The sequence below is a fragment of the Pseudomonas sp. L13 genome (assembly GCF_009935965.1).
Taxonomy (GTDB): Bacteria; Pseudomonadota; Gammaproteobacteria; order Pseudomonadales; family Pseudomonadaceae; genus Aquipseudomonas; species Aquipseudomonas lactis.
The window spans coordinates 1-24,211 of the sequence record NZ_QODJ01000055.1 but is presented as its reverse complement, the minus strand read 5'-3'; the positions used below and the strand labels follow the sequence as shown (position 1 = coordinate 24,211).

The window sequence follows — 24,211 nt, the reverse complement described above, 5'->3', positions numbered from 1 at the left end:
GTTGACGGTCTTCGCGAGCAAGCTCGCTCCTACAAGGGGCACTGGTTAGAGTCGAATGTCTTGGGGGCCGCGGATAAGGGCTTCGATGCGCGTGCCGGTGGCGCGCTCTTCGTTGCTGAAGCCGTCGTAGTCAGCCAGTTGGCCGAAGCGAATGCCGGTCAATTGCTCGATCGCAATCACACTGCGCTGGTAGGTTCTGAGCTGGCCGAACACCAGGTCCAATTGGTCCAGCTCGCGGCGCTGGTCAATCATGTAGGCGCTGGCAGACGGTTTGCCGTCGTCGCTGAGGTAGGCCACCACTTTCCAGAATGCCTGGGGGATTTTTACCCCGCGATACACGCGGTCGTTGTCGCTGAACACCGGGCCGCTGAACACCGTGGCCCGGGCGTTCCAGCGCTGGGTGTTGTCGAGGATATAGTCCTCGAGTTCCAGCCAGGTCTTCTGGTTGAAGCCGCTCATTTGTGGCGAGCAGTTGGTGAAGTGGAAGGTGTCGAGGTTGGCCGTGTTCGCGTCGTCGCCCCAGTTGGGGTCCTGGCGCCGCACCAGGTGGCCGCGGTCCAGGCCATTGCCGGCGTACAGGTCTTCACCGACCTGGGCGTCGGTGGGCAGGCGGCCATCGTAGGCCCAGGTGTCGTTGCTGCGCACGATGTCCACATGCTTGGCGCCGTCGATATTCACCCCCACGTACAGCGCCAGTCGTCGAGCGCGCGACATGGTGATGGAGAAATGCGTGTAGTCCAGGCGCTTGGGTTGCACGTCGGCCGCCAGTGGCTCGCCAACCGTGGGCCATGGCACCACGAAGTCACTGAGGAAATCGTCGGCATAGCCAACGCGGTTTTTGAGGTCCTTGGCCGCTGTGACACGTGGCGTCGCGGCTCTGGCTTCCAGCAGACTGGGGTTGGCCGCGATCAACGGTCGCAGGTCGGCAAGCCTGGGACGGTGCTTCAGGTCGATTTTGACTGTGCGGGCGGGCATGGGCATGTTCCTTATGGGCCTCGGATAAACATCACTGAAACACAAACTCATGACAATTTGGCCCGGGTGGCGATCCCAGGGCTATCCTGAAAAGCGTTACCCGGACGTTCATCACACGCCAAAAAGGAGCCAGCTCATGTGTGTTCGCCAACCGCGCAACCCGATTTTTTGCCTGATCCCACCCTACATGCTCGACCAGATCGCACGCCACGGCGACAAAGCGCAACGGGAAGTCGCATTACGCACGCGTGCCAAGGACAGCACGTTTCGCTCGTTGCGCATGGTCGCCGAACCCGCCAAAAGCCCCGCGCGGATGGCATTGGCGGCGGGCAGCGAAAAACAGCGCTCGATCTACAGCGCCAACAACACCGACAGCTTGCCCGGCAAGCTGATTCGCGGCGAAGGGCAGCCCGCCAGTGGCGATGCCGCGGTGGATGAAGCCTATGATGGCCTGGGCGCAACCTTCGACTTTTTCGACCAAGTGTTCGACCGCAACTCCATCGACGACGCGGGCATGGCCCTGGACGCCACCGTGCACTTTGGCCAGGACTACAACAATGCGTTCTGGAATTCGACGCAGATGGTGTTCGGCGATGGCGACCAGCAGTTGTTCAACCGCTTCACCGTGGCGCTCGATGTCATCGGCCACGAGTTGGCGCACGGCGTGACCGAGGATGAGGCCAAGCTGATGTACTTCAACCAGTCCGGCGCGCTGAACGAGTCGTTGTCGGACGTGTTCGGCTCGTTGATCAAGCAGTACGCGTTAAAGCAAAAGGCCGAGGACGCCGACTGGTTGATCGGCAAGGGGCTGTTTACCAAAAAGATCAAAGGCACTGCCCTACGTTCGATGAAAGCGCCTGGCACTGCCTTTGATGACAAGCTGCTGGGCAAAGACCCGCAGCCGGGGCACATGGATGATTTTGTGCAAACTTACGAGGACAATGGGGGCGTGCATATCAATTCCGGCATTCCCAACCATGCGTTCTACCAGGTGGCAATCAATATAGGCGGGTTCGCCTGGGAGCGTGCCGGGCGTATATGGTACGACGCACTGCGTGATTCGCGGTTGCGGCCCAATTCCGGGTTTTTGCGGTTTGCACGCATCACCCACGACATTGCCGGCCAGCTTTATGGCGTGAACAAGGATGAGCAGAAGGCGGTCAAGGCGGGCTGGAAAGCGGTGGGCATTAACGTTTGACGAAGCCGCCTGTGCGGCGAGGAACAGCCATGCGAATTTCGATCAAGGAAAGCGGCGGGGCGGCGTATTTTCCGGGGCTGGCCAAGCCGCGTACGGTCGAGCTGGACTCGCTGCCCGAGCCTGACCAGCAGGAGTTGCGGCAACTGATTGAAGCCTCCGAGTTTTTCAAGTTGCCGCAAAGTACCGATCCCGAGCCTGGCAACCCAGGCCGGGTGCATTACACCCTGACAGTGGCGGAGGGCAAGCGTGAGCACACGGTTTGTGTGCTCGCGCCGGTGAATCCCCCGGCACTGGACGGGTTGGTGCAGTGCGTACGGCGACATATTAATTGTTGAAGCGCCAAAGCTGATTTTGTGGCCAGGGAGCTTGTTGTGGCTCTTGGCAAGCTACTTACGATCCAGCCACACCGTCTGCGCATTGCAGAACTCGCGTACGCCGAAGTGCGACAGCTCACGACCAAAACCGCTCTTCTTCACGCCGCCAAACGCCACCCGAGGGTCTGAGACGCTGAACGCGTTGACAAAGACCCCGCCGGTTTCCAACTGATCGGCAATAGCCCGCGCCTTTGCCGCGTCGCTGGTGAAGATGCTCGCAGTCAGGCCAAACTCGCTGTCATTGGCCAGGGCCACGGCGTGCTCGGTGTCGCGGGCGGTGATGATCGAGGCCACGGGGCCGAACAGTTCCTGTTTGAACGAGGTCATCTGGTCGGTGACGTTCGCTAACACCGTCGGCTCGTAGTAATTGCCGGCGCCGGCGACTTGGTTACCGCCCAGCAACAGGGTAGCGCCTTCTTCCAGCGTGGCCTGCACCTGACCATGCAGCTCGTCGCGCAGGTCGAAGCGGGCCATCGGGCCCACATAGGTGTTGGCTGACGCTGGGTCGCCCATCACCAGGGCGCGGGTGGCTTCAACGAATTTGGCGGTGAAGGCGTCCACCACGCCGGCCTCGATGATCAGGCGCTTGGCGGCGGCGCAGACTTGGCCGCTGTTCTGGAAACGGCCGATCACGGCGGCTTGCACGGCGGCGTCGAGGTCGGCGTCGTTGAGTACGATAAACGGGTCGGAGCCACCCAGTTCCAGCACGCATTTCTTCAACGCGGCCCCGGCCTGGGAGCCGATGGCGATGCCTGCGCGCACGCTGCCGGTGAGGGTCACAGCGGCGATGCGTGGGTCGGCTATAGCGGTGGACACGCCGTCCTGGGTCACGTTGATCACTTCGAACACGCCTTCAGCAAAACCGGCTTTACGCAGCGCTTGCTGGATCAGGTAGGCGCTGCCCATTACGTTTGGCGCGTGTTTGAGCACGTAGGTGTTGCCGGCAAGCAAGGTCGGCACCGCCCCGCGCAGCACTTGCCATACCGGGAAATTCCACGGCATCACCGCGAGGATCGGGCCCAGTGGGCGGTATTCGATCCGGGCGCTGCCGTTGTCCACCAGGGTGGGCTCAGGGGCGAGCATGGCAGGGCCGTGGGCGGCGTACCACTCGCTCAGTTGCGCGCACTTTTCGATTTCGGCGCGGGCCTGGGCGATGGGTTTGCCCATTTCCAGGGTGATCATTTGCGCCATGTCTTCAGCTTGCTCACGCAGGGCGGCAGCCAGGGCCAGCAGGTATTCGGCGCGCTGGCTTACCGAAGTGCGGCGCCAGGTACGGAAGGCCTCGGACGCGCGGGTGAGGGCGGCATCCAGTTGTTCTGCGCTTTCATAGGGGTAGCTGCCGACTGTCTCGCCGTTGGCGGGGTTGATCGACAGGGCGTGGGTCTGATGGGAGATAGCATTGTTCATGGCACCGTCCGGCTGAATGAGTGGAATGGAGCCAGCGTACGGGGCTGTATATTTTCTGGAAACTGAATAATATTAAGCGATACGTTCATGAATGGAGAATGATTTGGATCTGGTGCAGCTGGAAATCTTCAAGGCCGTTGCCGAGCAAGGCAGCATCAGCGCCGCCGCGCAGTTGATTCATCGCGTGCCATCGAACCTCACCACGCGCATCAAGCAACTGGAGCAGGACCTGGGCGTGGAATTGTTTATCCGCGAGAAAAGCCGCCTGCGCCTGTCGCCGGCCGGGTGGAATTTCCTCGGCTATACGCGGCGCATTCTTGATCTGGTGCAAGAAGCCCGTGCGACGGTGGCGGGGGAGGAGCCTCAGGGCGCCTTTGCTCTGGGCTCGCTGGAGAGCACGGCAGCGGTGCGTATCCCGGCGTTACTGGCGGCGTATAACCAGCAATATACCAAGGTCGAGCTGGACCTGAGCACCGGCCCCTCGGGCACCATGATCGAAGGCGTGCTGTCGGGCCGGCTGACGGCGGCCTTTGTCGACGGGCCGGTGCTGCATTCCACGCTGGAAGGCGTGGCAGTGTTCGAGGAGGAGATGGTGGTGATTGCGCCGCTGCATCACGCGCCGATCACACGGGGGCAGGAGGTGAATGGCGAGAACATCTATACGTTTCGCTCCAACTGCTCGTACCGGCATCACTTCGAACGCTGGTTCTCACAGGATGGCGCGGTGCCGGGCAGGATCTTCGAAATCGAGTCGTACCACGGCATGTTGGCCTGTGTCAGCGCCGGGGCCGGGCTGGCGCTGATGCCACGCAGCATGCTGGAGAGTATGCCGGGGTGCGGGGCGGTGAGCGTGTGGCCGTTGACCGACAGCTTTCGACTGCTCAATACCTGGCTGATCTGGCGGCGGGGCACGGTGTCACAGAGTTTGAACAGTTTCGTAAAACTGCTGGAAGAACGCAATCTGCCAGCACCCTAGATCAAATGTGGGAGCTGGCTTGCCTGCGATAGCGGAGTGTCAGTCAATGAATCTTTAACTGAACCGCCGCTATCGCAGGCAAGCCAGCTCCCACAGGTGTCTTACATCAGCCGCCAAATTGCAGGGTGCCCATGGCCAGTTTGGCCATGATTGCCGTCGCGCCCAGTTGTATCAGCCATAACGCCAACCCACCGAGGAATACTCCCAGCGCTACCTGCAGCACCAAGCTCTTCTGCCGCTTGGCTTGCGGTGCGCGTGGGGCGTAGTCGTGCAGTTCGTCGCGGTCGGCGCGCAGGTCCAGGTCGTCGTTTCTCATAAAGCTCTCACAGCAAGGGGGCAGTCGGTGTTCAGTCTAGTGTGTTCGCCAATAAAAAGGGGGAAGCCCATGGCTTCCCCCTTCGTATAACGCTTGCCGGCTTACAGCACCTCGACAATCGCCTTGGTCACTGCACCAATGTTCGACTGATTCAGCGCCGCCACACAGATACGCCCGGTATCCAACGCATAGATCCCGAACTCGGTACGCAGGCGGGTGACTTGCTCAACGCTCAAGCCGGAGTAGGAGAACATCCCACGCTGACGACCGACGAAGCTGAAGTCATGGCCTGGAGCAGCCTTGGCCAGCTCGGCCACCATCTGCTCGCGCATGCCACGGATGCGCAGGCGCATTTCGGCCAGTTCGGCTTCCCATTGAGCGCGCAGCTCTGGGTTGTTCAGCACCGCTGCAACGATGGCCGCGCCGTGGGTCGGTGGGTTGGAGTAGTTGGTGCGGATCACACGCTTGACCTGGGACAGGATGCGCGCGCTTTCTTCCTTGGACTCGCTGACAATCGACAGCGCGCCTACGCGTTCGCCATACAGCGAGAACGACTTGGAGAACGAGCTGGATACAAAGAAGGTCAGGCCCGATTCCGCGAACAGGCGCACCGCGGCGGCGTCTTCGTGGATGCCATCGCCGAAGCCCTGGTAGGCCATGTCGAGGAACGGCACCAGGTTCTTGGCCTTGACCACGTCCAGCACGTTTTGCCAGTCGGCCGGGCTGAGGTCGACGCCGGTCGGGTTGTGGCAGCAGGCGTGCAGCACCACGATGGACTGTGGCGGCAGGGCGTTGAGGTCTTCGAGCAGGCCGGCACGGTTCACGTCGTGGGTGGCCGCGTCGTAGTAGCGGTAGGTCTGCACCGGGAAACCGGCTTTTTCAAACAGCGCCTGGTGGTTTTCCCAGCTCGGGTCGCTGATGGCAACGACGGCGTTGGGCAGCAGTTGCTTGAGGAAGTCGGCGCCGATTTTCAGCGCGCCCGTGCCGCCCACGGCCTGGGCGGTAATCACACGGCCGGCGCTCAACAGCGGCGACTCAGCGCCAAACAGCAGCTTTTGCACGGCCTGGTCGTAGGCCACGATGCCGTCGATCGGCAAGTAGCCACGGGCGGCGTGTTGCGCCACACGAATGGCTTCCGCTTCGGCAACGGCACGCAAGAGTGGAATCTTCCCCTCCTCGTTGCAGTAAACGCCCACGCCAAGGTTCACCTTGGTGGTTCGTGTGTCGGCGTTGAATGCTTCGTTGAGGCCCAGGATTGGATCGCGTGGTGCCATTTCGACAGCGGAGAACAGGCTCATTTTTGCGGCAGCTCTATGGGGGGTAGGAGGGACGTGTCGCGCTCCAGCCGAATGCACTAGAGCGGTGCACAAACGGGGAGCTAGTATAGAGGCCATCACGGCTGAGAGCGACAACGGAAACGGCTTTTCGGCCATGTTTTTCGGTTTATTTGCTGACCGTTAGTCTTATTGCAACATTGGCGAGAAAGGTCGTGTAGGACTATGGCCTTGAAACCCGTCACATTCGACACCACTTCTACAGCTATCATGGTTTTTTCCTGCAACCTGCGATGATTATTCGCGGGTTGCTGAGCTATTTCGTCCCTGGCGGTGTCGAGTCTGGGGTGACTTCACGAGGTACGTTATGTCGGATTTCCAGCTCGTTACCCGTTTTGAACCCGCCGGCGACCAACCGGAAGCCATTCGTCAGATGGTCGAAGGCATCGAAGCCGGCCTGGCGCACCAGACGCTGCTTGGGGTGACCGGTTCCGGCAAGACCTTCAGCATCGCCAACGTGATCGCCCAGACCAACCGCCCGACCCTGGTGCTGGCGCCGAACAAAACCCTGGCGGCGCAGCTCTATGGCGAGTTCAAGGCGTTCTTCCCGAACAACGCGGTGGAGTATTTCGTTTCCTACTACGACTACTACCAGCCCGAAGCCTATGTGCCGTCCTCCGATACCTTTATCGAGAAAGATGCGTCGATCAACGACCACATCGAGCAGATGCGGCTGTCGGCCACCAAGGCCCTGCTGGAGCGCAAAGACGCAATCATCGTCACCACAGTGTCGTGCATTTACGGCTTGGGCAGCCCGGAAACCTATTTGAAGATGGTGCTGCACGTTGACCGTGGCGACAAACTCGACCAGCGCGAACTGTTGCGCCGCTTGGCGAGCCTGCAGTACACCCGTAATGACATGGATTTTGCCCGCGCCACCTTCCGGGTGCGCGGCGATGTGATCGACATCTACCCGGCCGAATCCGACCTGGAAGCCATCCGCATCGAACTGTTCGATGATGAGGTCGAAAGCCTGTCAGCCTTCGACCCGTTGACCGGTGAAGTGATCCGCAAGCTGCCACGCTTTACCTTCTACCCCAAAAGCCACTACGTGACCCCGCGCGAAACCCTGATGGGCGCCATCGAGGGCATCAAGGTCGAGCTGGCCGAGCGCCTGGAATACCTGCGCTCCAACAATAAGCTGGTGGAAGCCCAGCGCCTGGAGCAGCGCACCCGCTTCGACCTGGAGATGATCCTGGAGCTGGGCTACTGCAACGGCATCGAAAACTACTCGCGCTACCTGTCGGGCCGTGACTCCGGGGCGCCGCCGCCGACGCTCTATGACTACCTGCCACCGGACGCCTTGCTGGTGATCGACGAATCCCACGTCAGCGTGCCGCAGGTGGGCGCCATGTATAAGGGCGACCGTTCGCGCAAGGAAACCCTGGTGGAATACGGTTTCCGCCTGCCGTCGGCGCTGGACAACCGGCCGATGCGCTTTGACGAGTGGGAAGCCATCAGCCCGCAGACCATCTTCGTCTCGGCCACGCCCGGCAACTATGAAGCCGAGCACGCGGGCCGCGTTATCGAGCAACTGGTGCGACCCACCGGCCTGGTGGACCCGGAAATCGAAATTCGCCCGGCGCTGACCCAGGTCGACGACCTGCTCTCGGAAATCAACAAGCGCGTGGCCCTGGAAGAGCGGGTGCTGGTTACCACCCTGACCAAGCGCATGTCCGAAGACTTGACCGACTACCTGGCCGACCACGGCGTGCGCGTACGTTACCTGCACTCGGACATCGACACCGTGGAGCGCGTGGAGATCATCCGCGACCTGCGGCTGGGCACCTTTGATGTGCTGGTGGGGATCAACCTGCTGCGCGAAGGGTTGGATATGCCAGAAGTGTCACTGGTGGCGATTCTGGATGCGGACAAGGAGGGCTTCCTGCGCTCCGAGCGCTCGCTGATCCAGACCATCGGCCGAGCAGCGCGTAACCTCAATGGCCGCGCAATTCTCTACGCCGACCGCATCACCGGCTCCATGGAGCGGGCGATTGGCGAGACCCAGCGCCGTCGCGACAAGCAGATCGCGTTCAACCTGGAACACGGCATCACCCCCAAAGGCGTGTTCAAGGACGTGGCCGACATCATGGAAGGCGCCACCGTGCCCGGCTCGCGCAGCAAGAAGCGCAAGGGCATGGCCAAGGCTGCCGAGGAGAGCGCCAAGTACGAGAACGAACTGCGCTCACCGAGTGAGATCACCAAGCGTATTCGACAGCTGGAAGAGAAGATGTATCAGTTGGCGCGGGATCTGGAGTTTGAAGCGGCGGCGCAGACACGCGATGAGATTGGCAAGTTGCGAGAGCGTCTGTTGGCCGTTTGATTTGCGTTGATTGGGCTGGCCCCATCGCGGGCAAGCCCGGCTCCCACATCGATCTGTGAACGCGGTCAAAATGTGGGAGCTGGCTTGCCTGCGATGGCGGCGCCTCGGTTTTCCAGAAATCACCCAGGCTGTTACCATTCGCCCCTTGTTTCAATTTTCAGTTATATCGCCCATTCGAGACCTGCCATGACCACCGTCCGCACGCGCATTGCGCCATCGCCCACTGGGGATCCCCACGTCGGTACTGCTTACATCGCCCTGTTCAACTACTGCTTTGCCAAGCAGCATGGCGGTGAGTTCATCCTGCGGATCGAAGACACCGATCAACTGCGCTCCACCCGTGAGTCCGAACAGCAGATTTTCGATGCCCTGCGCTGGTTGGGCATTACCTGGGCCGAAGGCCCGGACGTCGGCGGCCCGCATGGCCCGTATCGCCAGAGCGAGCGCAGCGACATCTACAAGCAGTACACCCAGCAACTGGTCGATATGGGCCATGCCTTCCCGTGCTTCTGCACCGCCGAAGAGCTGGACCAGATGCGCGCCGAGCAACAGGCCCGTGGCGAGACCCCGCGCTACGATGGCCGTGCGTTGCTGTTGTCCAAGGAAGAAGTGGCTGCGCGCCTGGCGGCTGGTGAGCCTCACGTCATCCGCATGAAGGTGCCAAGCGAAGGCGTGTGCGTGGTGCCGGACATGCTGCGCGGTGACGTCGAGATCCCGTGGGACCGCATGGACATGCAGGTGCTGATGAAGACCGACGGCTTGCCGACGTACTTCCTGGCCAACGTGGTCGATGACCACCTCATGGGCATCACCCATGTGCTGCGTGGCGAAGAGTGGCTGCCATCGGCACCGAAACTCATTCTGCTGTACGAATATTTCGGCTGGGAGCAACCGCAGCTGTGCTACATGCCGCTGCTGCGTAACCCGGACAAGAGCAAGCTGTCCAAGCGCAAGAACCCTACTTCGGTGACCTTCTACGAGCGCATGGGCTTCATGCCCGAGGCGATGCTCAACTACCTGGGTCGCATGGGCTGGTCGATGCCGGATGAGCGCGAGAAGTTCTCGCTGCAGGAAATGGTCGACAACTTCGACCTGTCCCGCGTCTCCCTCGGCGGGCCGATCTTCGATATCGAGAAACTCTCGTGGCTCAACGGCCAGTGGCTGCGTGACCTGCCGGTGCAAGAGTTCGCCAGCCGCGTGCAGCAGTGGGCGTTGAACCCCGAGTACATGATGAAGATCGCGCCGCTGGTGCAGGGCAGGGTAGAGACCTTCAGCCAAGTCGCACCCTTGGCCAGTTTCTTCTTTGCTGGCGGCGTGAATCCCGATCCCAAGCTGTTCGAGTCCAAGAAGCTTTCCGGTGACCAGGTTCGCCAGCTGATGCAGTTGATCCTGTGGAAGCTTGAAAGCCTGCGTCAGTGGGAGAAGGATGCAATTACCGCGACGATCCAGGCGGTGGTGGAATCCCTTGAGCTGAAACTGCGCGATGCCATGCCGCTGATGTTTGCCGCAATCACCGGGCAGGCCAGTTCGGTGTCGGTGCTGGATGCGATGGAAATCCTCGGCCCGGACCTGACCCGTTTCCGCCTGCGCCAAGCCCTTGATTTGCTTGGTGGTGTGTCGAAGAAAGAAAACAAGGAATGGGAAAAGCTGCTGGGCGCTATCGCTTAAGCAGGCCGCTTGCGGCACGAAACCCCGGTTTTCCGGGGTTTCGTCGGTAAGTGATTGTTATCCCGGCAAAAAATTTTGGAAATTGTTGAAAATAAATTTGACACGTTTCCAAACCGCCATTAAGATTCGCCCCGTCCTCACCGATGAGGGGCTATAGCTCAGCTGGGAGAGCGCTTGCATGGCATGCAAGAGGTCAACGGTTCGATCCCGTTTAGCTCCACCAATTTACAGGTTCAAGGTTCCGGCCACACCGTCCTTGAATTGATCAGGTCTCAGCTCTGATCAGATGTACAGAAGGTTTTGTCCCCTTCGTCTAGTGGCCTAGGACACCGCCCTTTCACGGCGGTAACAGGGGTTCGAGTCCCCTAGGGGACGCCAGTTTCAACAAGCAGCTCGAAAGGTCTGCTGCGTCGCGAGACGAAAAATCCGGGGCTATAGCTCAGCTGGGAGAGCGCTTGCATGGCATGCAAGAGGTCAACGGTTCGATCCCGTTTAGCTCCACCAATTTTACAGGTTCAAGGTTCCGGCCACACCGTCCTTGAATCGATCAGTTCTCAGCGCTGATCAGTTGTATAGAAGGTTTGTGTCCCCTTCGTCTAGTGGCCTAGGACACCGCCCTTTCACGGCGGTAACAGGGGTTCGAGTCCCCTAGGGGACGCCACGATTACCCGCTCTGCGGGATTTTTAAGGGTCATTCAATTATTGAATGGCCCTTTTGTTTGTCTGGCGTTTGGCCAATTCCCTCCTTTATCACCCATTTTCTGTTCTGACCGGCGGTCGTGCTTATCGCTTGCCAAATATTATTATGGTAATAATATTCAACCCATGAAAGACGGAGGCTTCGATGAGCGATAAAAAAGCGCAAACCCGCGAACGTATTTTGCAGGCTGCCAGCGCGGCATTGATCCAGCGTGGCCCGGCTGAGCCCAGTGTGGGTGAAGTGATGGGGGCGGCGGGGCTGACGGTCGGAGGCTTCTACGCGCATTTTGAAAGCAAAGACGCCTTGATGCTGGAAGCGTTCAAGCAGTTGTTGGCGCAGCGTCGCGCCTCCATCGATGACTTGGACGAACAGCTGACCGGCGAAGAGCGCCGCACGCTGGTCGCCGCATTTTATCTGTCACGCAAGCACCGCGACTCCACGACCCAGGCCTGCCCGTTGCCCGCGACAGTGGGGGAGATGGGGCGCTTGCCGGACGCTTTTCGCGAGGTTTTGAACGAGCACGTCGAGTTGATGGCCGCGCAATTGGCCGGCAGCCCCGAAGAGGTCGACAAGGCTTTGGCGGACATGGCCTTGATGGTGGGCGGGCTGACCCTGGCGCGGGCGCTAGGGCCGGGCGAGTTATCGGATCGGGTGATACGTGCGGCCAAGTCGGCGGTACGCTGAAAAAGGGGACGCAAGATGGGCGCATTGACCTGGGTTCGTGGTTTCAATGGCACGGTGGGGCGTCTTGCGCCGCATGCGGTCGCCTGCAAGATGCGTCGCACCTTCATGACCCCGCGCGATCTGCCGCCGCGTGACTGGGAGCTGCCGCTGCTGGCCCAATCGGAGCGCATCACCCTGCGTTTCGGCCTGTCGGCGTTGCGATGGGGGCATGGCCCGGCGGTGCTGCTGATGCATGGCTGGGAAGGCCGGCCGACTCAATTCGCCAGCTTGATTACGGTGTTAGTCGACAACGGCTATTCGGTGATTGCCCTGGACGGTCCCGCCCACGGCTGTTCGCCAGGGCGTGAAGCCCATGTGTTGCTGTTTGCCCGCGCCATGCTTGAGGCGGCGGCCGAGCTGCCGCCGCTGTATGCGGTGGTCGGCCATTCCATGGGCGGCGCCAGTGCGATGCTGGCGGTGCAGTTGGGGTTGCGTACACAGGCACTGGTGAGTATTGCCGCACCGTCGCGCTTTCTGGATGTGTTGCGTGGGTTCACCCGCATGGTCGGCTTGCCACCACGGGCACGCTCAGCCTTTATCCAGGAGGTAGAGTTGAGCATGGGCATGCCGCTCAAGCATTTGGACGTGGCCCACTACCAATTGAACATTCCCGGTCTGATCGTCCACGCCGAAGACGACACCTTCGTTCCGGTCAGGGCGGCTCAAGCCATTCACGAAGCCTGGTTCGACAGCCGCCTGCTGCGTCTGGAGCAGGGCGGCCACCAGAAGGTGCTCGCCGACCCGCAGGTGATCGACGCTGTGCTCGCGCTATTGGCCGGCTGCCGTCTACAGGAGCGCCAGAGCGCCTGATACACTGCCCCGCCGACATCAATCGACTGGAGCAAGGCATGGGCTGGGATTTGGCAACGCCGTTCATCATCGATCTGCAGGTTGCGGCTGAGGACATCGACGGCCTGGGGCACGCCAATAATGCGGTGTATGTCTCATGGCTGGAGCGCTGCGCCTGGCGCCACTCCCAGCGGCTGGGGCTGGACCTCACCGAGTATCGCCGCCTGGACCGCGCCATGGCCGTGGTGCGCCATGAGATCGACTACCTGGCGGCAGGCTATGAGGGCGACGAATTACAACTGGCCACCTGGATCGTCGATTGGGACCAACGCCTGAAAATGACCCGTCGTTTCCAGCTGGTACGCCCCCGCGACGGCGCGACCCTGCTGCGTGCGCAAACAACCTTTGTGTGCATTGAATTGTCCAGCGGCAAGCCCAAGCGCATGCCCACCGAGTTTATTGAAGGTTACGGCCCCGCCCTGACAGGGGGTTAACGGTTGCCGCAGGAAACCCAGTAAACTGCGCCACGATTTTTGTTGAGTGTTTTCCATGCAAATTGCTTTGGCGCCCATGGAGGGGTTGGTCGACAACATCCTGCGGGACGTGTTGACCCACGTGGGCGGTATCGACTGGTGCGTGACTGAATTTATCCGGGTCAACGACCGCCTGCTCACGCCTGCCTATTTCCACAAGCTCGCGCCTGAACTGCTGCACGGTGCCCACACGGCGGCGGGTGTGCCGTTGCGGGTGCAGTTGCTCGGTTCCGATCCGGTGTGCCTGGCGGAAAATGCCGCCCTGGCCTGTGAATTGGGCTCTGAGGTGATCGACCTGAACTTCGGGTGCCCGGCCAAGACCGTGAATAAATCCCGAGGTGGCGCGGTGCTGCTCAAGGAGCCGGAGCTGCTCAACCAGATCGTCGAGCATGTGCGCCGCGCCGTACCCGCGCATATTCCCGTGACCGCCAAGATGCGTCTGGGCTTCGACAGCCCGGATGGCGCGCTGGTGTGCGCCACGGCCTTGGCCGAAGGCGGCGCGGCGCATATTGTGGTGCATGCGCGCACCAAGGCCGATGGCTACAAGCCGCCGGCCCATTGGGAGTGGATCCCGCGGGTGCAGGACGTGGTCAAGGTGCCGGTGTTTGCCAATGGCGATATCTGGAGCGTCGAAGACTGGAAGCGTTGCCGCGAAATCAGCGGCGCCGAAGACATCATGCTGGGCCGTGGCCTGGTAGCGCGGCCCGATCTGGCCCGGCAGATTGTGGCGGCCAAGGCCGGCGAAGAGGTGGTCGAGATGACCTGGGCGCAGATGCAGCCGATGCTTCAGAAGTTCTGGCGCCAGTCGGTGGCGCAACTGACGGAAAAGCAGGCGCCTGGCCGCTTGAAGCAATGGCTGGCGATGCTCACGCGTAACTACCCGGAGGCAGTGGAGTTGTTTGCGGCCCTGCGCCGCGAGACGGACTTGGGCCAAGTCAGCCGCCTGCTGGGCATGCCTCATCCAGCAGCCGCCTGAACCCCTCGATCGGCAACGGCCGGCTGTGCAAATACCCCTGGAATAAATGGCAGCCCAGCTTTTGCAGGAACGCCAGCTGCTCCAGGGTTTCCACCCCCTCGGCGATGACTTCCAGGTTCAAGCTGCGCGCCATGGCCACAATGGCGCGGATGATTTCCGCATCATTGGGGTCGTGGGTTGCGTCGCGCACGAACGATTGATCGATCTTCAGCGCGTCCACCGGCAGGCGCTTGAGGTAGGTCAGGGATGAGTAGCCGGTGCCGAAATCATCCATCGCAAAGCTCACGCCGAGTTTTTTCAGGCGGCGCATCTTCACCACGGTATCGTCCAGGTTCTGGATCACGATGCCTTCGGTAATTTCCAGTTTCAGCAGGCTGAACGGCAAGCCGTGTTGCTTGAGGCTGTGCTCCACCCGTTCCACAAAGTCGTTCTGGCGAAACTGCCGGGGGCTGATGTTCACGCACAGGCTGAAATTGAGCGGGTCCACCAGGCCGTCGGCAATCAACTGGGCAAAGGCGCCGCAGGCTTCATCGAGAATCCAGGTACCCACCTCCAGGATCAGACCGCTGTCTTCCAATACCTTGATAAATTCCGTCGGCGACTGCGCGCCCAATTGTGGGTGCTGCCAGCGCACCAGGGCCTCGGCGCCGATTATCCGGTTGCCGCGCGCATCCACCTGGGGCTGGTAATGCACGCTGAATTCGCCGCGGGACAAGGCCAGGCGCAAGTCGGTCTCCATGCGCAGGCGTTCGCTGGCGGTTTTTTGCATGCTGTTGTGGAACATCTGCGTGGTGTTGCGCCCGGAGTCCTTGGCGCGGTACAGGGCGATATCGGCGCGCTTGAGCAGATCGGCAGGGGTGGTGCCGTGGTCGGGGATCAGCGCCACGCCGATGCTGGGCGTGACCTGCAGCCGATGGCCGTCGAGAAACATCGGTTCCGAGAGCAGTTCGCGCAGGGTATCGGCCAGCGCTTGCACCTGGGTGCTGACCGTCTGGCGGGTGCCTTCCAGACCGCTGAGCAATACCACAAACTCATCGCCGCCCAGGCGCGCCACGGTGTCCTCCATGCGCACGCTGGCTTCCAGGCGGGCGGTGACGATTTTCAGCACGGTGTCGCCAACGGGGTGGCCGAGGGAGTCGTTGATGTGCTTGAAGTGGTCCAGGTCCAGAAACAGCAGGGCACCGCGCAGGTTATGGCGCTTGAGCAGGGCGATCTGCTGGCTCAGGCGGTCCATCAGCAGCGCACGGTTCGGCAGGTTGGTCAGCGGGTCGTGATAGGCCAGGTGCCGGATCTGCGCCTGGGCATTCTTCAATAGGCTCACATCCCGCGCGGTCAGCAGCAGGCAGGGGGTTTCGTTCAAGGTGATCGGCTCCACCGAGACCTCCACCGCCAGCACCTCGCCACGCTTGTTGCGCCAGAGCATTTCCAGGTGGTGGATACGCCCCTTGATCTGCAACTCGGCCAACAGTGCGGCGCGCTGGTTCTCGTCGGCCCAGATACCGATCTGGTACAGGGTCAGGCCGATGGCCTCTTCGGTGCGGTAACCGGTCAGGCGGCAAAAGCCGTCGTTGACCTCCACATAACGGCCGGTGTCGCGCTCGGTGATGGAAATCGCATCGGGGCTGGAGTGGAACGCCTTGGCGAACTTCTCTTCACTGGCCTTGAGTGCGGCTTCCGAGCGTTGCTGTTGGGTGATATCGCGCAGCGTGGTGACGATGCATGGCTGGTCGCTGACCTTGATCAAGCGGCTGGAAATCATGCAGGTCAGGCTTTGGCCGTCCTTGTGATGCACTACGATAGCCACATTGCTCAGAGCCTGTTCGCGAATCACTTGCTCGATGCGCTGCAGGCGCTTGCTGGAATCGTCCCACAGGCCGATTTGTTCGGCGCTTTTGTCGAGCACTTCGGCGGCTGTAAAGCCAAACGTCTGGGTAAACGCTGGGTTGATTTCGATAAAGGCGCCGCTGTCCATGCGGGTGACGCAGATCGGGTCGGGGCTGGCCTGGAACAGGCTGGCGAACTTTTCTTCCGAGGCGGTCAGCCGTTGCTCGCGCTCGACCTGGTCGGTGATATCCAGCAAGGTGCCGGCCATGCGCAGGGGCTTGCCTGACTCATCGCGATACAGGCGTGCGCGGCTCTCCAGATAACGCGGGCTGCCGTCTTCCATTTGCACGCGATAGGTCAGCTGATAGTTGCCGTCCGGGCCTTCGCGCAAACTGCGGTACGCATGGCGCATGCCCTCGCGGTCCTCATCGGACATACCCTCGAAAAACGCATCGAACGACTCATGAAACGGCGCGGGCTCCAGCCCATGTAGCTGGGCGGCACGCGCCGAGCCATAAAGCATGCCGCTGGGGATGTGCCAATCCCAGGTGCCCAGTTGTGCGGAATCCAGGGCCAGGTCCAGGCGTTCCTGGCTTTCCTTGAGCGCTTGCTCGGCGTTTTTGCGTTCGGTGATGTCCAGAAAGGTGCTGATCAGGTACGCCTCGCCGTCCAGCTCCACCTTTTGCGCGCTGAGGGTGCCGTCATGGATCTGGCCGTTGCTGGCGCAGAACTGCACTTCCATGGTGATGGGTTCACCCTTGCGCTGCGTGGCTTTGACCAGCAGCGCACGCTGTTCCGGGTGGCGCCACAAGCCCAGTTCCAGGGTGGTACGACCGATGGCATCGGCCACCGGCCAGCCGAACAGCATCTCGAAATACTGGTTGGCTTCGCTGATCAAGCCGTCAGCCTGGCGCGTCAGCAGTACCATGTTCGGGCACAGGTGGAACAGGGTGGCAAAGCGCTTTTCCGAATGGCTGAGGGCGTGTTCACGGTCGCGTTGGTGCGTGATCTCGCGGATCACCCCGATCATGCGCCGCCGTCCGGCTTTGTCGGGAACCAGGCTGCCGCTGATTTCCAGCCAGTGCTGGCTGCCGTCGGGCCATTGGATGCGGTGGTGCATGGCGCGGTCGAGCGGCTCTCCGGCGAGCACCGCATGAAAGCCGCGCACCACTCGCGCACTGTCTTGCGGGGCCAGCAGGTCGAGGTAGTCGAGGTCCTTGGGCAGAGGCTGGCGCGGGTCAAAGCCGAATAACGCCTGGGTGCCCCGTGACCAGCTGATTCTTCCCGTGTCGATTTCCCAGGACCAGGCACCCAGCCGCGCGGCATTGAGGGCCGTCAGCAGTTGCGGGGCGCTGTCCCAGCTTTGTTCCGCCGCTTGAGGGTCCAGGGCGTAGATGCGGGGCAGGGGTGGAACCGGGTCAACGGGGTTGCGCATTATCAAAGGGCCTTGGCTCATTGAGAAAACCGCGCGGTTTGACCTAAACCCCTGGCCCGCACAGTGTCATGCCGGTAACCCTGGCAGATCGACCTGTGCATCCAACAGGCTCATGAAAGCCCGCGCAGCGTTCGACAGCGTCCTTTCGGTGTGCACGATATAGCCTAGCTGGCGACTGAGCTGTATGCCCGGCAAAGCGATACTTGCCACCTGATCATCGAGCATGGTGCGCGGTAACACGCTCCAGGCCAGGCCGATGGAGACCATCATCTTGATGGTTTCCAGGTAGTTAGTGCTCATCGCGATATTGGGTGTGAGGCCCTGGGCCTCGAACAGGCGGCTGACAATATGGTGGGTAAAGGTGTTGCCGCCGGGAAACACCGCCGGATGCCCGGCGATATCGGCCAGGCTGACGGAGCCGTTGCTGATCAGGCTGTGTTCGGGCGCCACCACAAAATCCAGCGGGTCGTCCCACACGCGGGTAGCTTGCACCAGGTTGTGGGGCTCTGGCGCCAGGGTGATCACCGCGACTTCCGCACGGCCGTGGAGGATTTCTTCGTAGGCCACTTCTGAATCCAGAAACTGAATATCCAGCGCCACATTCGGGTATTGCCGAGTGAAAGTGCGCAGGATCGGTGGCAGACGGTGCAGGCCAATATGGTGGCTGGTGGCCAGGGTCAGGCGCCCGCTGACCTCGCCGGTGAGGTTGGTGAGGGCGCGGCGGGTGTCGTCCAGCACGTTGAGGATTTGATAAGCGCGTGGCAGCAAAGCCCGCCCGGCCTCGGTCAAGCCGACCTCGCGGCCCAGGCGGTCGAACAGCCGTACCTTCAATTGCTGTTCCAGGCCGGCGATGCGTTTGCTGATAGCCGGCTGGGTCAGGTGCAGGCGTTCGCCGGCACCGGAGAAGCTGCCGGTCTCGGCGATGGCGATAAAGGCGTTGAGGTTGGCCAGGTCCATGGTGCTATTCCAGTTGGTAATCCAAAGCATAAAAAATATGAATTTGAGTTATTTAATGTAGCGCCATACCATCAGCCTCACAAGCCAAAGGGTTATTGAAAAGCCCGGCGTATAGAAGCACCGCTGATGAGGACCGACTGATGGCCGGCAAAACGCTTTACGACAAGCTTTGGGATTCCCATGAAGTGAAACGTCGCGATGATGGATCGTCGCTGATCTATATCGACCGTCACATCATCCATGAAGTGACCTCGCCCCAAGCGTTCGAAGGCCTGCGACTGGCCGGGCGCAAGCCTTGGCGCGTCGACTCCATCATCGCCACGCCGGACCACAATGTGCCGACCACCCCTGAGCGCAAGGGCGGCATCGAAGCCATTGCCGACCAGGTTTCGCGGTTGCAGGTGCAGACCCTTGACGACTATTGCGACGAGTACGGCATCACCGAATTCAAGATGAACGACGTGCGCCAAGGCATCGTCCACGTCATCGGCCCGGAGCAGGGTGCAACTTTGCCGGGCATGACTGTGGTGTGCGGTGACTCCCATACCTCCACCCACGGCGCGTTCGGCGCTCTGGCCCATGGCATCGGCACCTCCGAGGTGGAACATGTGTTCGCCACCCAGTGCCTGGTGGCCAAGAAAATGAAGAACATGTTGGTACGCGTCGAAGGCCAATTGCCGTTTGGCGTGACGGCCAAAGACATCGTACTGGCCGTGATCGGCAAGATCGGCACCGCGGGCGGTAACGGCCATGCCATCGAGTTCGCCGGCAGTGCAATCCGCGACCTGTCCATCGAAGGGCGCATGACCATCTGCAACATGTCCATCGAAGCCGGTGCCCGCGTGGGCATGGTGGCGGCGGACGAAAAGACCGTCGAATACGTCAAGGGCCGCCCGTTCGCGCCACAAGGCGCCGATTGGGACGCCGCCGTCGAAGCCTGGAAAGACCTGGTCTCCGACGCCGATGCGGTGTTCGACACCGTGGTCGAACTCGACGCTGCGCAGATCAAGCCACAAGTCAGCTGGGGCACTTCGCCGGAAATGGTCTTGGCCGTCGACCAGAACGTGCCGGACCCGGCCAAAGAGGCCGACCTGGTCAAGCGTGGCTCCATCGAGCGTGCCTTGAAATACATGGGGTTGACCGCCAACCAGGCGATCACCGATATCCAGTTGGACCGGGTGTTTATCGGCTCCTGCACCAACTCGCGGATCGAAGACCTGCGCGCCGCGGCGGTGATCGCCAAGGGCCGCAAGGTGGCCTCGACCATCAAGCAAGCCATTGTGGTGCCAGGTTCCGGGCTGGTTAAAGCCCAGGCGGAAGCCGAAGGCCTGGACAAGATCTTCCTCGAGGCCGGTTTTGAATGGCGTGAGCCGGGCTGCTCGATGTGCCTGGCGATGAACCCGGACCGCCTGGAGTCGGGCGAGCATTGCGCATCGACCTCCAACCGTAACTTCGAAGGGCGCCAAGGCGCGGGTGGGCGTACCCACCTGGTGAGCCCGGCCATGGCCGCCGCCGCTGCCGTCAACGGTCGTTTCATCGACGTTCGCGAATTGATCTGAGGAAAACCCGATGAGAGCTTTTACCCAACACACAGGCCTTGTAGCGCCGTTGGACCGTGCCAACGTAGACACCGACCAGATCATCCCCAAGCAATTCTTGAAGTCGATCAAGCGCACTGGCTTCGGCCCCAACCTGTTCGATGAGTGGCGCTACCTGGACGTGGGCTACGCCTACCAGGACAACTCCAAGCGCCCGCTGAACAAGGACTTTGTGCTCAACGCCGAGCGCTACCAAGGCGCCAGTGTGTTGCTGGCCCGGGAAAACTTCGGCTGCGGCTCCAGCCGCGAGCACGCCCCGTGGGCCCTGGAAGAGTACGGCTTTCGCAGCATCATCGCGCCGAGCTATGCCGATATCTTCTTCAACAACAGCTTCAAGAACGGCCTGTTGCCGATCATCTTGGGCGACGCTGAAGTGGACGAGTTGTTCCAGCAAGTGGAAGCCAATGTCGGCTACCAGTTGACGGTGGACCTGGCCGCGCAGACCGTGACCCGCCCGGACGGTAAGGTGTATCACTTTGAGGTGGATGCCTTCCGTAAGCACTGCCTGATCAACGGCCTGGACGACATCGGCCTGACCTTGCAGGACGGCGATGCGATTGCTGCGTTTGAGGCCAAGCACCGGGCGAGCCAGCCCTGGTTGTTTCGCGATGCCTGATTTGCGGTAAACCGTGCGGGCCCCATCGCGGGCAAGCCCGACTCCCACATTGGAGTGCATTCCAACTGTGGGAGCTGGCTTGCCTGCGATAGCGCCAGTGCAACCACCACAAACCCAAGGAAAGCCACCATGACCACCCCCGCCCACACCCAAGTCGTGCAAAAACAATTCGGCGAGCAAGCCTCGGCCTACCTGAGCAGTGCCGTGCACGCCCAAGGCACCGAATTCGCCGTGCTGCAAGCCGAACTGGCAGGGCAGGGCGCTGCGCGACTGCTGGACTTGGGCTGCGGTGCCGGTCATGTCAGCTTCCACGTGGCGCCTCTGGTCAAAGAGGTGGTGGCCTACGACCTGTCCCAGCCTATGCTCGACGTGGTGGCCGCCGCCGCCAAAGACCGCAACCTGGCCAACATCCGCACCGTGCACGGCGCCGCCGAGCGCCTGCCCTTCGCTGACGGTGAGTTCGACTTCGTGTTCAGCCGCTACTCGGCCCATCATTGGAGCGACCTCGGCCTGGCCCTGCGTGAAGTGCGCCGGGTGCTCAAGCCGGGCGGCGTGGCGGCATTTGTGGATGTCTTGTCACCGGGCAGCCCACTGTTGGACACTTACCTGCAAACCGTCGAAGTGCTGCGCGACACCAGCCACGTGCGTGATTACTCCGGTGCCGAGTGGATGCGCCAGTTGAGTGAGGCCGGCCTGCACGTGCGCAACAGCAGTCGCCAGCGCTTGCGCCTGGAGTACACCTCGTGGGTTGAGCGCATGCGCACGCCAGAGGTACTGCGTGCAGCAATCCTTGAGCTGCAAAAGGCGATGGGCCAGGAAGTACGCGATTATTACGAAGTTCAAGCCGACGGCACCTTCAGCACCGATGTGCTGGTGGTCTTCGCCGAACGCTGATTGATTTTTCCCGACCTGCCCACGGGCGGGTCGCTTGATGAAATGAGGAACGCATGAGCAAGCAGATTCTGATTCTCCCTGGCGACGGTATTGGTCCGGAAATCATGGCCGAAGCGGTCAAGGTTCTTGAGCTTGCCAACAGCAAGTACAGCCTGGGCTTCGAGCTGAGCCACGACGTGATCGGCGGCGCTGCCATCGACAAGCACGGCGTGCCGCTGGCTGACGAGACCCTCGACCGTGCCCGGGCTGCCGATGCCGTGCTGCTCGGCGCCGTGGGTGGGCCGAAATGGGACAAGATCGAGCGTGATATCCGCCCTGAGCGTGGCCTGCTGAAAATTCGTGCGCAACTGGGCCTGTTCGGCAACCTGCGCCCGGCCATCCTCTACCCGCAACTGGCCGACGCGTCGAGCCTCAAGCCGGAAGTGGTAGCGGGCCTGGATATCCTCATCGTGCGCGAGCTGACCGGCGGTATCTACTTCGGCTCGCCACGGGGTGTGCGCGAGTTGGAAAATGGCGAACGCCAGGCCTACGACACGCTGCCGTACAGTGAGAGCGAAATCCGCCGTATCGCCCGTGTCGGTTTCGACATGGCGCGCGTGCGCGGTAAAAAGGTCTGCTCGGTGGATAAAGCCAACGTGCTGGCCTCCAGCCAACTGTGGCGTGAAATCGTCGAAGAAGTCGCCAAGGATTACCCGGATGTCGAACTGAGCCACATGTACGTCGACAACGCCGCCATGCAACTGGTGCGCGCGCCCAAGCAGTTCGACGTGATCGTCACCGACAACCTGTTCGGCGACATCCTGTCCGACCAGGCGTCGATGCTCACCGGTTCCATCGGCATGCTGCCGTCGGCATCCCTGGATACCAACAACAAAGGCATGTACGAGCCGTGCCACGGTTCTGCGCCGGACATCGCGGGGCAGGGCATTGCCAACCCATTGGCGACCATTTTGTCGGTGTCGATGATGCTGCGTTACAGCTTCAACCTGGGCGATGCCGCGGACGCCATCGAGAAGGCCGTCAGCCTGGTGCTGGATCAGGGCCTGCGTACTGGCGATATCTGGTCCCAGGGTTGCACCAAGGTCGGGACGCAAGAAATGGGCGACGCAGTAGTCGCCGCGCTGCGGAATCTGTAATCTCTCGGGCCCGCTTGCAGTTGTTGCTGCAAGGCGGCCCACTTTTTAACAAGGTGTAGTTGCGATGAAACGTGTAGGTCTGATCGGTTGGCGCGGTATGGTCGGTTCCGTGCTCATGCAGCGGATGCTGGAAGAGCAGGATTTCGATCTTATTGAGCCGGTGTTTTTCACCACTTCGAACGTAGGTGGCCAAGGGCCGTCCGTGGGCAAGGATATTGCCCCGCTCAAGGATGCCTACAGCATTGAAGAGTTGAAGAGCCTCGACGTGATCCTGACGTGCCAGGGTGGCGACTACACCAGCGAAGTCTTCCCCAAGCTGCGCGAAGCCGGCTGGCAGGGTTACTGGATCGACGCCGCCTCGAGCCTGCGCATGCAGGACGACGCGGTGATCATCCTCGACCCGGTCAACCGCAAGGTCATCGACCAGCAACTTGATGCCGGCACCAAGAACTACGTGGGCGGCAACTGCACCGTCAGCCTGATGCTGATGGGCCTGGGCGGCCTGTTCGAAGCTGGCCTGGTGGAGTGGATGAGCGCCATGACCTATCAGGCGGCCTCCGGTGCCGGCGCGCAGAACATGCGTGAACTGATCAAGCAGATGGGCGCGACCCACGCCGCTGTCGCCGATCAACTGGCTGACCCGGCCAGTGCGATCCTCGACATCGACCGCCGTGTGGCCGAAGCCATGCGTAGCGACGCCTACCCGACCGAGAACTTCGGCGTGCCATTGGCCGGTAGCTTGATCCCATGGATCGACAAGGAACTGCCTAACGGCCAGAGCCGCGAAGAGTGGAAGGCCCAGGCCGAAACCAACAAGATCCTGGGGCGCTTCAAGAACCCGATCCCCGTGGATGGCATCTGCGTGCGTATTGGCGCCATGCGTTGCCATAGCCAGGCGCTGACCATCAAGCTGAACAAAGACGTGCCGATCGCCGATATCGAAGGCCTGATCAGCCAGCACAACCCCTGGGTCAAGCTGGTGCCGAACAACCGCGATGTCAGCATGCAGGAGCTGAGCCCGACCAAGGTCACCGGCACCCTGAATGTACCGGTGGGCCGTCTGCGCAAGCTGAACATGGGCAGCCAGTTCCTCGGCGCGTTCACCGTCGGCGACCAACTGCTGTGGGGCGCGGCTGAGCCGTTGCGTCGCATGTTGCGGATTTTGCTGGAGCGTTGATCGCTTGAGGCAATAACAGAAACCCGCGTTCTGGTGACAGGCGCGGGTTTTTTGTTGCCTTTGAGGCCCTTATCGCAGGCAAGCCAGCTCCCACACTTGAATGTATTAACAGGTCAAAATGTGGGAGCTGGCTTGCCTGCGAAGACGGCCTAACAGTCAACACAGCTGGACCGGGTACATATCCGTTATTTAGGTAACGGCCACCTAGGGTTCCGCCCTGACGGCGGCTCACTTTTGAAAAAGCGCAAAAGTAAGCAAAACGCTCTTGCCCCACCACTCGGC

General features: G+C 61.3%; 20 protein-coding genes and 4 tRNA genes. 18 read left to right on the top strand and 6 right to left on the bottom strand.

Annotated features, from left to right (window positions below; translation table 11 throughout):
• Positions 1-45: 45 nt before the first annotated feature.
• A complete protein-coding gene (locus DK871_RS22705; protein ID WP_161906702.1) occupies positions 46-975 on the bottom strand; it encodes a DNA/RNA non-specific endonuclease in 930 nt (309 codons plus the stop codon).
• Positions 976-1,111: 136 nt separating this feature from the next.
• On the opposite strand from DK871_RS22705, the gene DK871_RS22700 reads away from it, so the two are divergent.
• Both DK871_RS22700 and DK871_RS22695 read left to right on the top strand, forming a co-directional pair.
• Positions 1,112-2,173, top strand: coding sequence for a M4 family metallopeptidase (locus DK871_RS22700; RefSeq protein ID WP_138762927.1), 1,062 nt, complete (start codon positions 1,112-1,114; stop codon positions 2,171-2,173).
• Between the two features lie 29 nt (positions 2,174-2,202).
• A complete protein-coding gene (locus DK871_RS22695) occupies positions 2,203-2,508 on the top strand; it encodes a protealysin inhibitor emfourin (RefSeq protein WP_161906701.1) in 306 nt (101 codons plus the stop codon).
• A 51-nt stretch (positions 2,509-2,559) separates the two neighbouring features.
• Here DK871_RS22695 and DK871_RS22690 read toward each other — a convergent pair whose 3' ends face one another.
• Positions 2,560-3,954 carry an aldehyde dehydrogenase family protein gene (locus tag DK871_RS22690; RefSeq protein WP_161906700.1) on the bottom strand — a complete coding sequence of 465 codons (1,395 nt, stop codon included), beginning with the start codon at positions 3,952-3,954 and terminating at the stop codon, positions 2,560-2,562.
• 103 nt (positions 3,955-4,057) lie between these two features.
• On the opposite strand from DK871_RS22690, the gene DK871_RS22685 reads away from it, so the two are divergent.
• Positions 4,058-4,930: a LysR family transcriptional regulator gene (locus DK871_RS22685; protein ID WP_161906699.1), complete on the top strand. Its 873-nt coding sequence runs from the start codon at positions 4,058-4,060 to the stop codon at positions 4,928-4,930.
• Positions 4,931-5,036: 106 nt separating this feature from the next.
• Here the strand turns inward: DK871_RS22685 and DK871_RS22680 are convergent, their stop codons facing one another.
• On the bottom strand, positions 5,037-5,246 hold the full coding sequence (locus tag DK871_RS22680; protein WP_161906698.1) for a hypothetical protein: 210 nt from the start codon (positions 5,244-5,246) through the stop codon (positions 5,037-5,039).
• Between the two features lie 101 nt (positions 5,247-5,347).
• Positions 5,348-6,544 (bottom strand): amino acid aminotransferase, encoded by a 1,197-nt coding sequence (locus tag DK871_RS22675; protein ID WP_161906697.1) that lies wholly within the window; start codon positions 6,542-6,544, stop codon positions 5,348-5,350.
• 343 nt (positions 6,545-6,887) lie between these two features.
• On the opposite strand from DK871_RS22675, the gene uvrB reads away from it, so the two are divergent.
• The 10 genes from uvrB to DK871_RS22625 all read left to right on the top strand — a co-directional run bounded on the left by uvrB (position 6,888) and on the right by DK871_RS22625 (position 14,292).
• The gene (gene uvrB, locus DK871_RS22670; protein ID WP_003192575.1) at positions 6,888-8,903 is read left to right on the top strand and encodes an excinuclease ABC subunit UvrB; all 2,016 of its coding nucleotides are present in this window, start codon (positions 6,888-6,890) and stop codon (positions 8,901-8,903) included.
• Positions 8,904-9,089: 186 nt separating this feature from the next.
• A complete protein-coding gene (gene gltX / locus DK871_RS22665) occupies positions 9,090-10,571 on the top strand; it encodes a glutamate--tRNA ligase (protein ID WP_032896132.1) in 1,482 nt (493 codons plus the stop codon).
• Between the two features lie 147 nt (positions 10,572-10,718).
• Positions 10,719-10,794: transfer RNA gene (locus DK871_RS22660), tRNA-Ala, on the top strand.
• A 79-nt stretch (positions 10,795-10,873) separates the two neighbouring features.
• A tRNA-Glu gene (locus DK871_RS22655) sits at positions 10,874-10,949 on the top strand.
• 50 nt (positions 10,950-10,999) lie between these two features.
• A tRNA-Ala gene (locus tag DK871_RS22650) sits at positions 11,000-11,075 on the top strand.
• 81 nt (positions 11,076-11,156) lie between these two features.
• Positions 11,157-11,232: transfer RNA gene (locus DK871_RS22645), tRNA-Glu, on the top strand.
• Between the two features lie 183 nt (positions 11,233-11,415).
• Complete coding sequence (locus DK871_RS22640) at positions 11,416-11,955, top strand: TetR/AcrR family transcriptional regulator (RefSeq protein ID WP_161906696.1); 540 nt, start codon at positions 11,416-11,418, stop codon at positions 11,953-11,955.
• Between the two features lie 15 nt (positions 11,956-11,970).
• Entirely contained in the window at positions 11,971-12,804 is an 834-nt protein-coding gene (locus DK871_RS22635; protein ID WP_161906695.1) for an alpha/beta hydrolase, read from the top strand.
• Between the two features lie 38 nt (positions 12,805-12,842).
• On the top strand, positions 12,843-13,277 hold the full coding sequence (locus tag DK871_RS22630) for a thioesterase family protein (RefSeq protein WP_161906694.1): 435 nt from the start codon (positions 12,843-12,845) through the stop codon (positions 13,275-13,277).
• Positions 13,278-13,332: 55 nt separating this feature from the next.
• Positions 13,333-14,292 (top strand): tRNA-dihydrouridine synthase, encoded by a 960-nt coding sequence (locus DK871_RS22625; protein ID WP_161906693.1) that lies wholly within the window; start codon positions 13,333-13,335, stop codon positions 14,290-14,292.
• Here the strand turns inward: DK871_RS22625 and DK871_RS22620 are convergent.
• Both DK871_RS22620 and DK871_RS22615 read right to left on the bottom strand, forming a co-directional pair.
• Positions 14,252-17,551 carry a PAS domain S-box protein gene (locus DK871_RS22620; RefSeq protein WP_161906692.1) on the bottom strand — a complete coding sequence of 1,100 codons (3,300 nt, stop codon included), beginning with the start codon at positions 17,549-17,551 and terminating at the stop codon, positions 14,252-14,254. The genes DK871_RS22625 and DK871_RS22620 overlap by 41 nt on opposite strands.
• A 66-nt stretch (positions 17,552-17,617) precedes the next feature.
• On the bottom strand, positions 17,618-18,508 hold the full coding sequence (locus tag DK871_RS22615; protein ID WP_120248924.1) for a LysR family transcriptional regulator: 891 nt from the start codon (positions 18,506-18,508) through the stop codon (positions 17,618-17,620).
• A 140-nt stretch (positions 18,509-18,648) separates the two neighbouring features.
• Here DK871_RS22615 and leuC point away from each other — a divergent pair, with 140 nt between their 5' ends.
• From leuC to asd, 5 genes are all read left to right on the top strand, one after another.
• The gene (gene leuC / locus DK871_RS22610) at positions 18,649-20,067 is read left to right on the top strand and encodes a 3-isopropylmalate dehydratase large subunit (protein ID WP_003192562.1); all 1,419 of its coding nucleotides are present in this window, start codon (positions 18,649-18,651) and stop codon (positions 20,065-20,067) included.
• A 10-nt stretch (positions 20,068-20,077) separates the two neighbouring features.
• On the top strand, positions 20,078-20,722 hold the full coding sequence (leuD, locus tag DK871_RS22605) for a 3-isopropylmalate dehydratase small subunit (protein WP_161906691.1): 645 nt from the start codon (positions 20,078-20,080) through the stop codon (positions 20,720-20,722).
• 129 nt (positions 20,723-20,851) lie between these two features.
• Positions 20,852-21,616 (top strand): class I SAM-dependent methyltransferase, encoded by a 765-nt coding sequence (locus DK871_RS22600; RefSeq protein WP_161906690.1) that lies wholly within the window; start codon positions 20,852-20,854, stop codon positions 21,614-21,616.
• Positions 21,617-21,669: 53 nt separating this feature from the next.
• Positions 21,670-22,752, top strand: a complete 1,083-nt coding sequence (gene leuB, locus DK871_RS22595; protein ID WP_003192555.1) for a 3-isopropylmalate dehydrogenase — start codon at positions 21,670-21,672, stop codon at positions 22,750-22,752.
• A gap of 64 nt (positions 22,753-22,816) precedes the next feature.
• Positions 22,817-23,929 carry an aspartate-semialdehyde dehydrogenase gene (gene asd, locus DK871_RS22590; RefSeq protein ID WP_161906689.1) on the top strand — a complete coding sequence of 371 codons (1,113 nt, stop codon included), beginning with the start codon at positions 22,817-22,819 and terminating at the stop codon, positions 23,927-23,929.
• Positions 23,930-24,211: the final 282 nt, after the last annotated feature.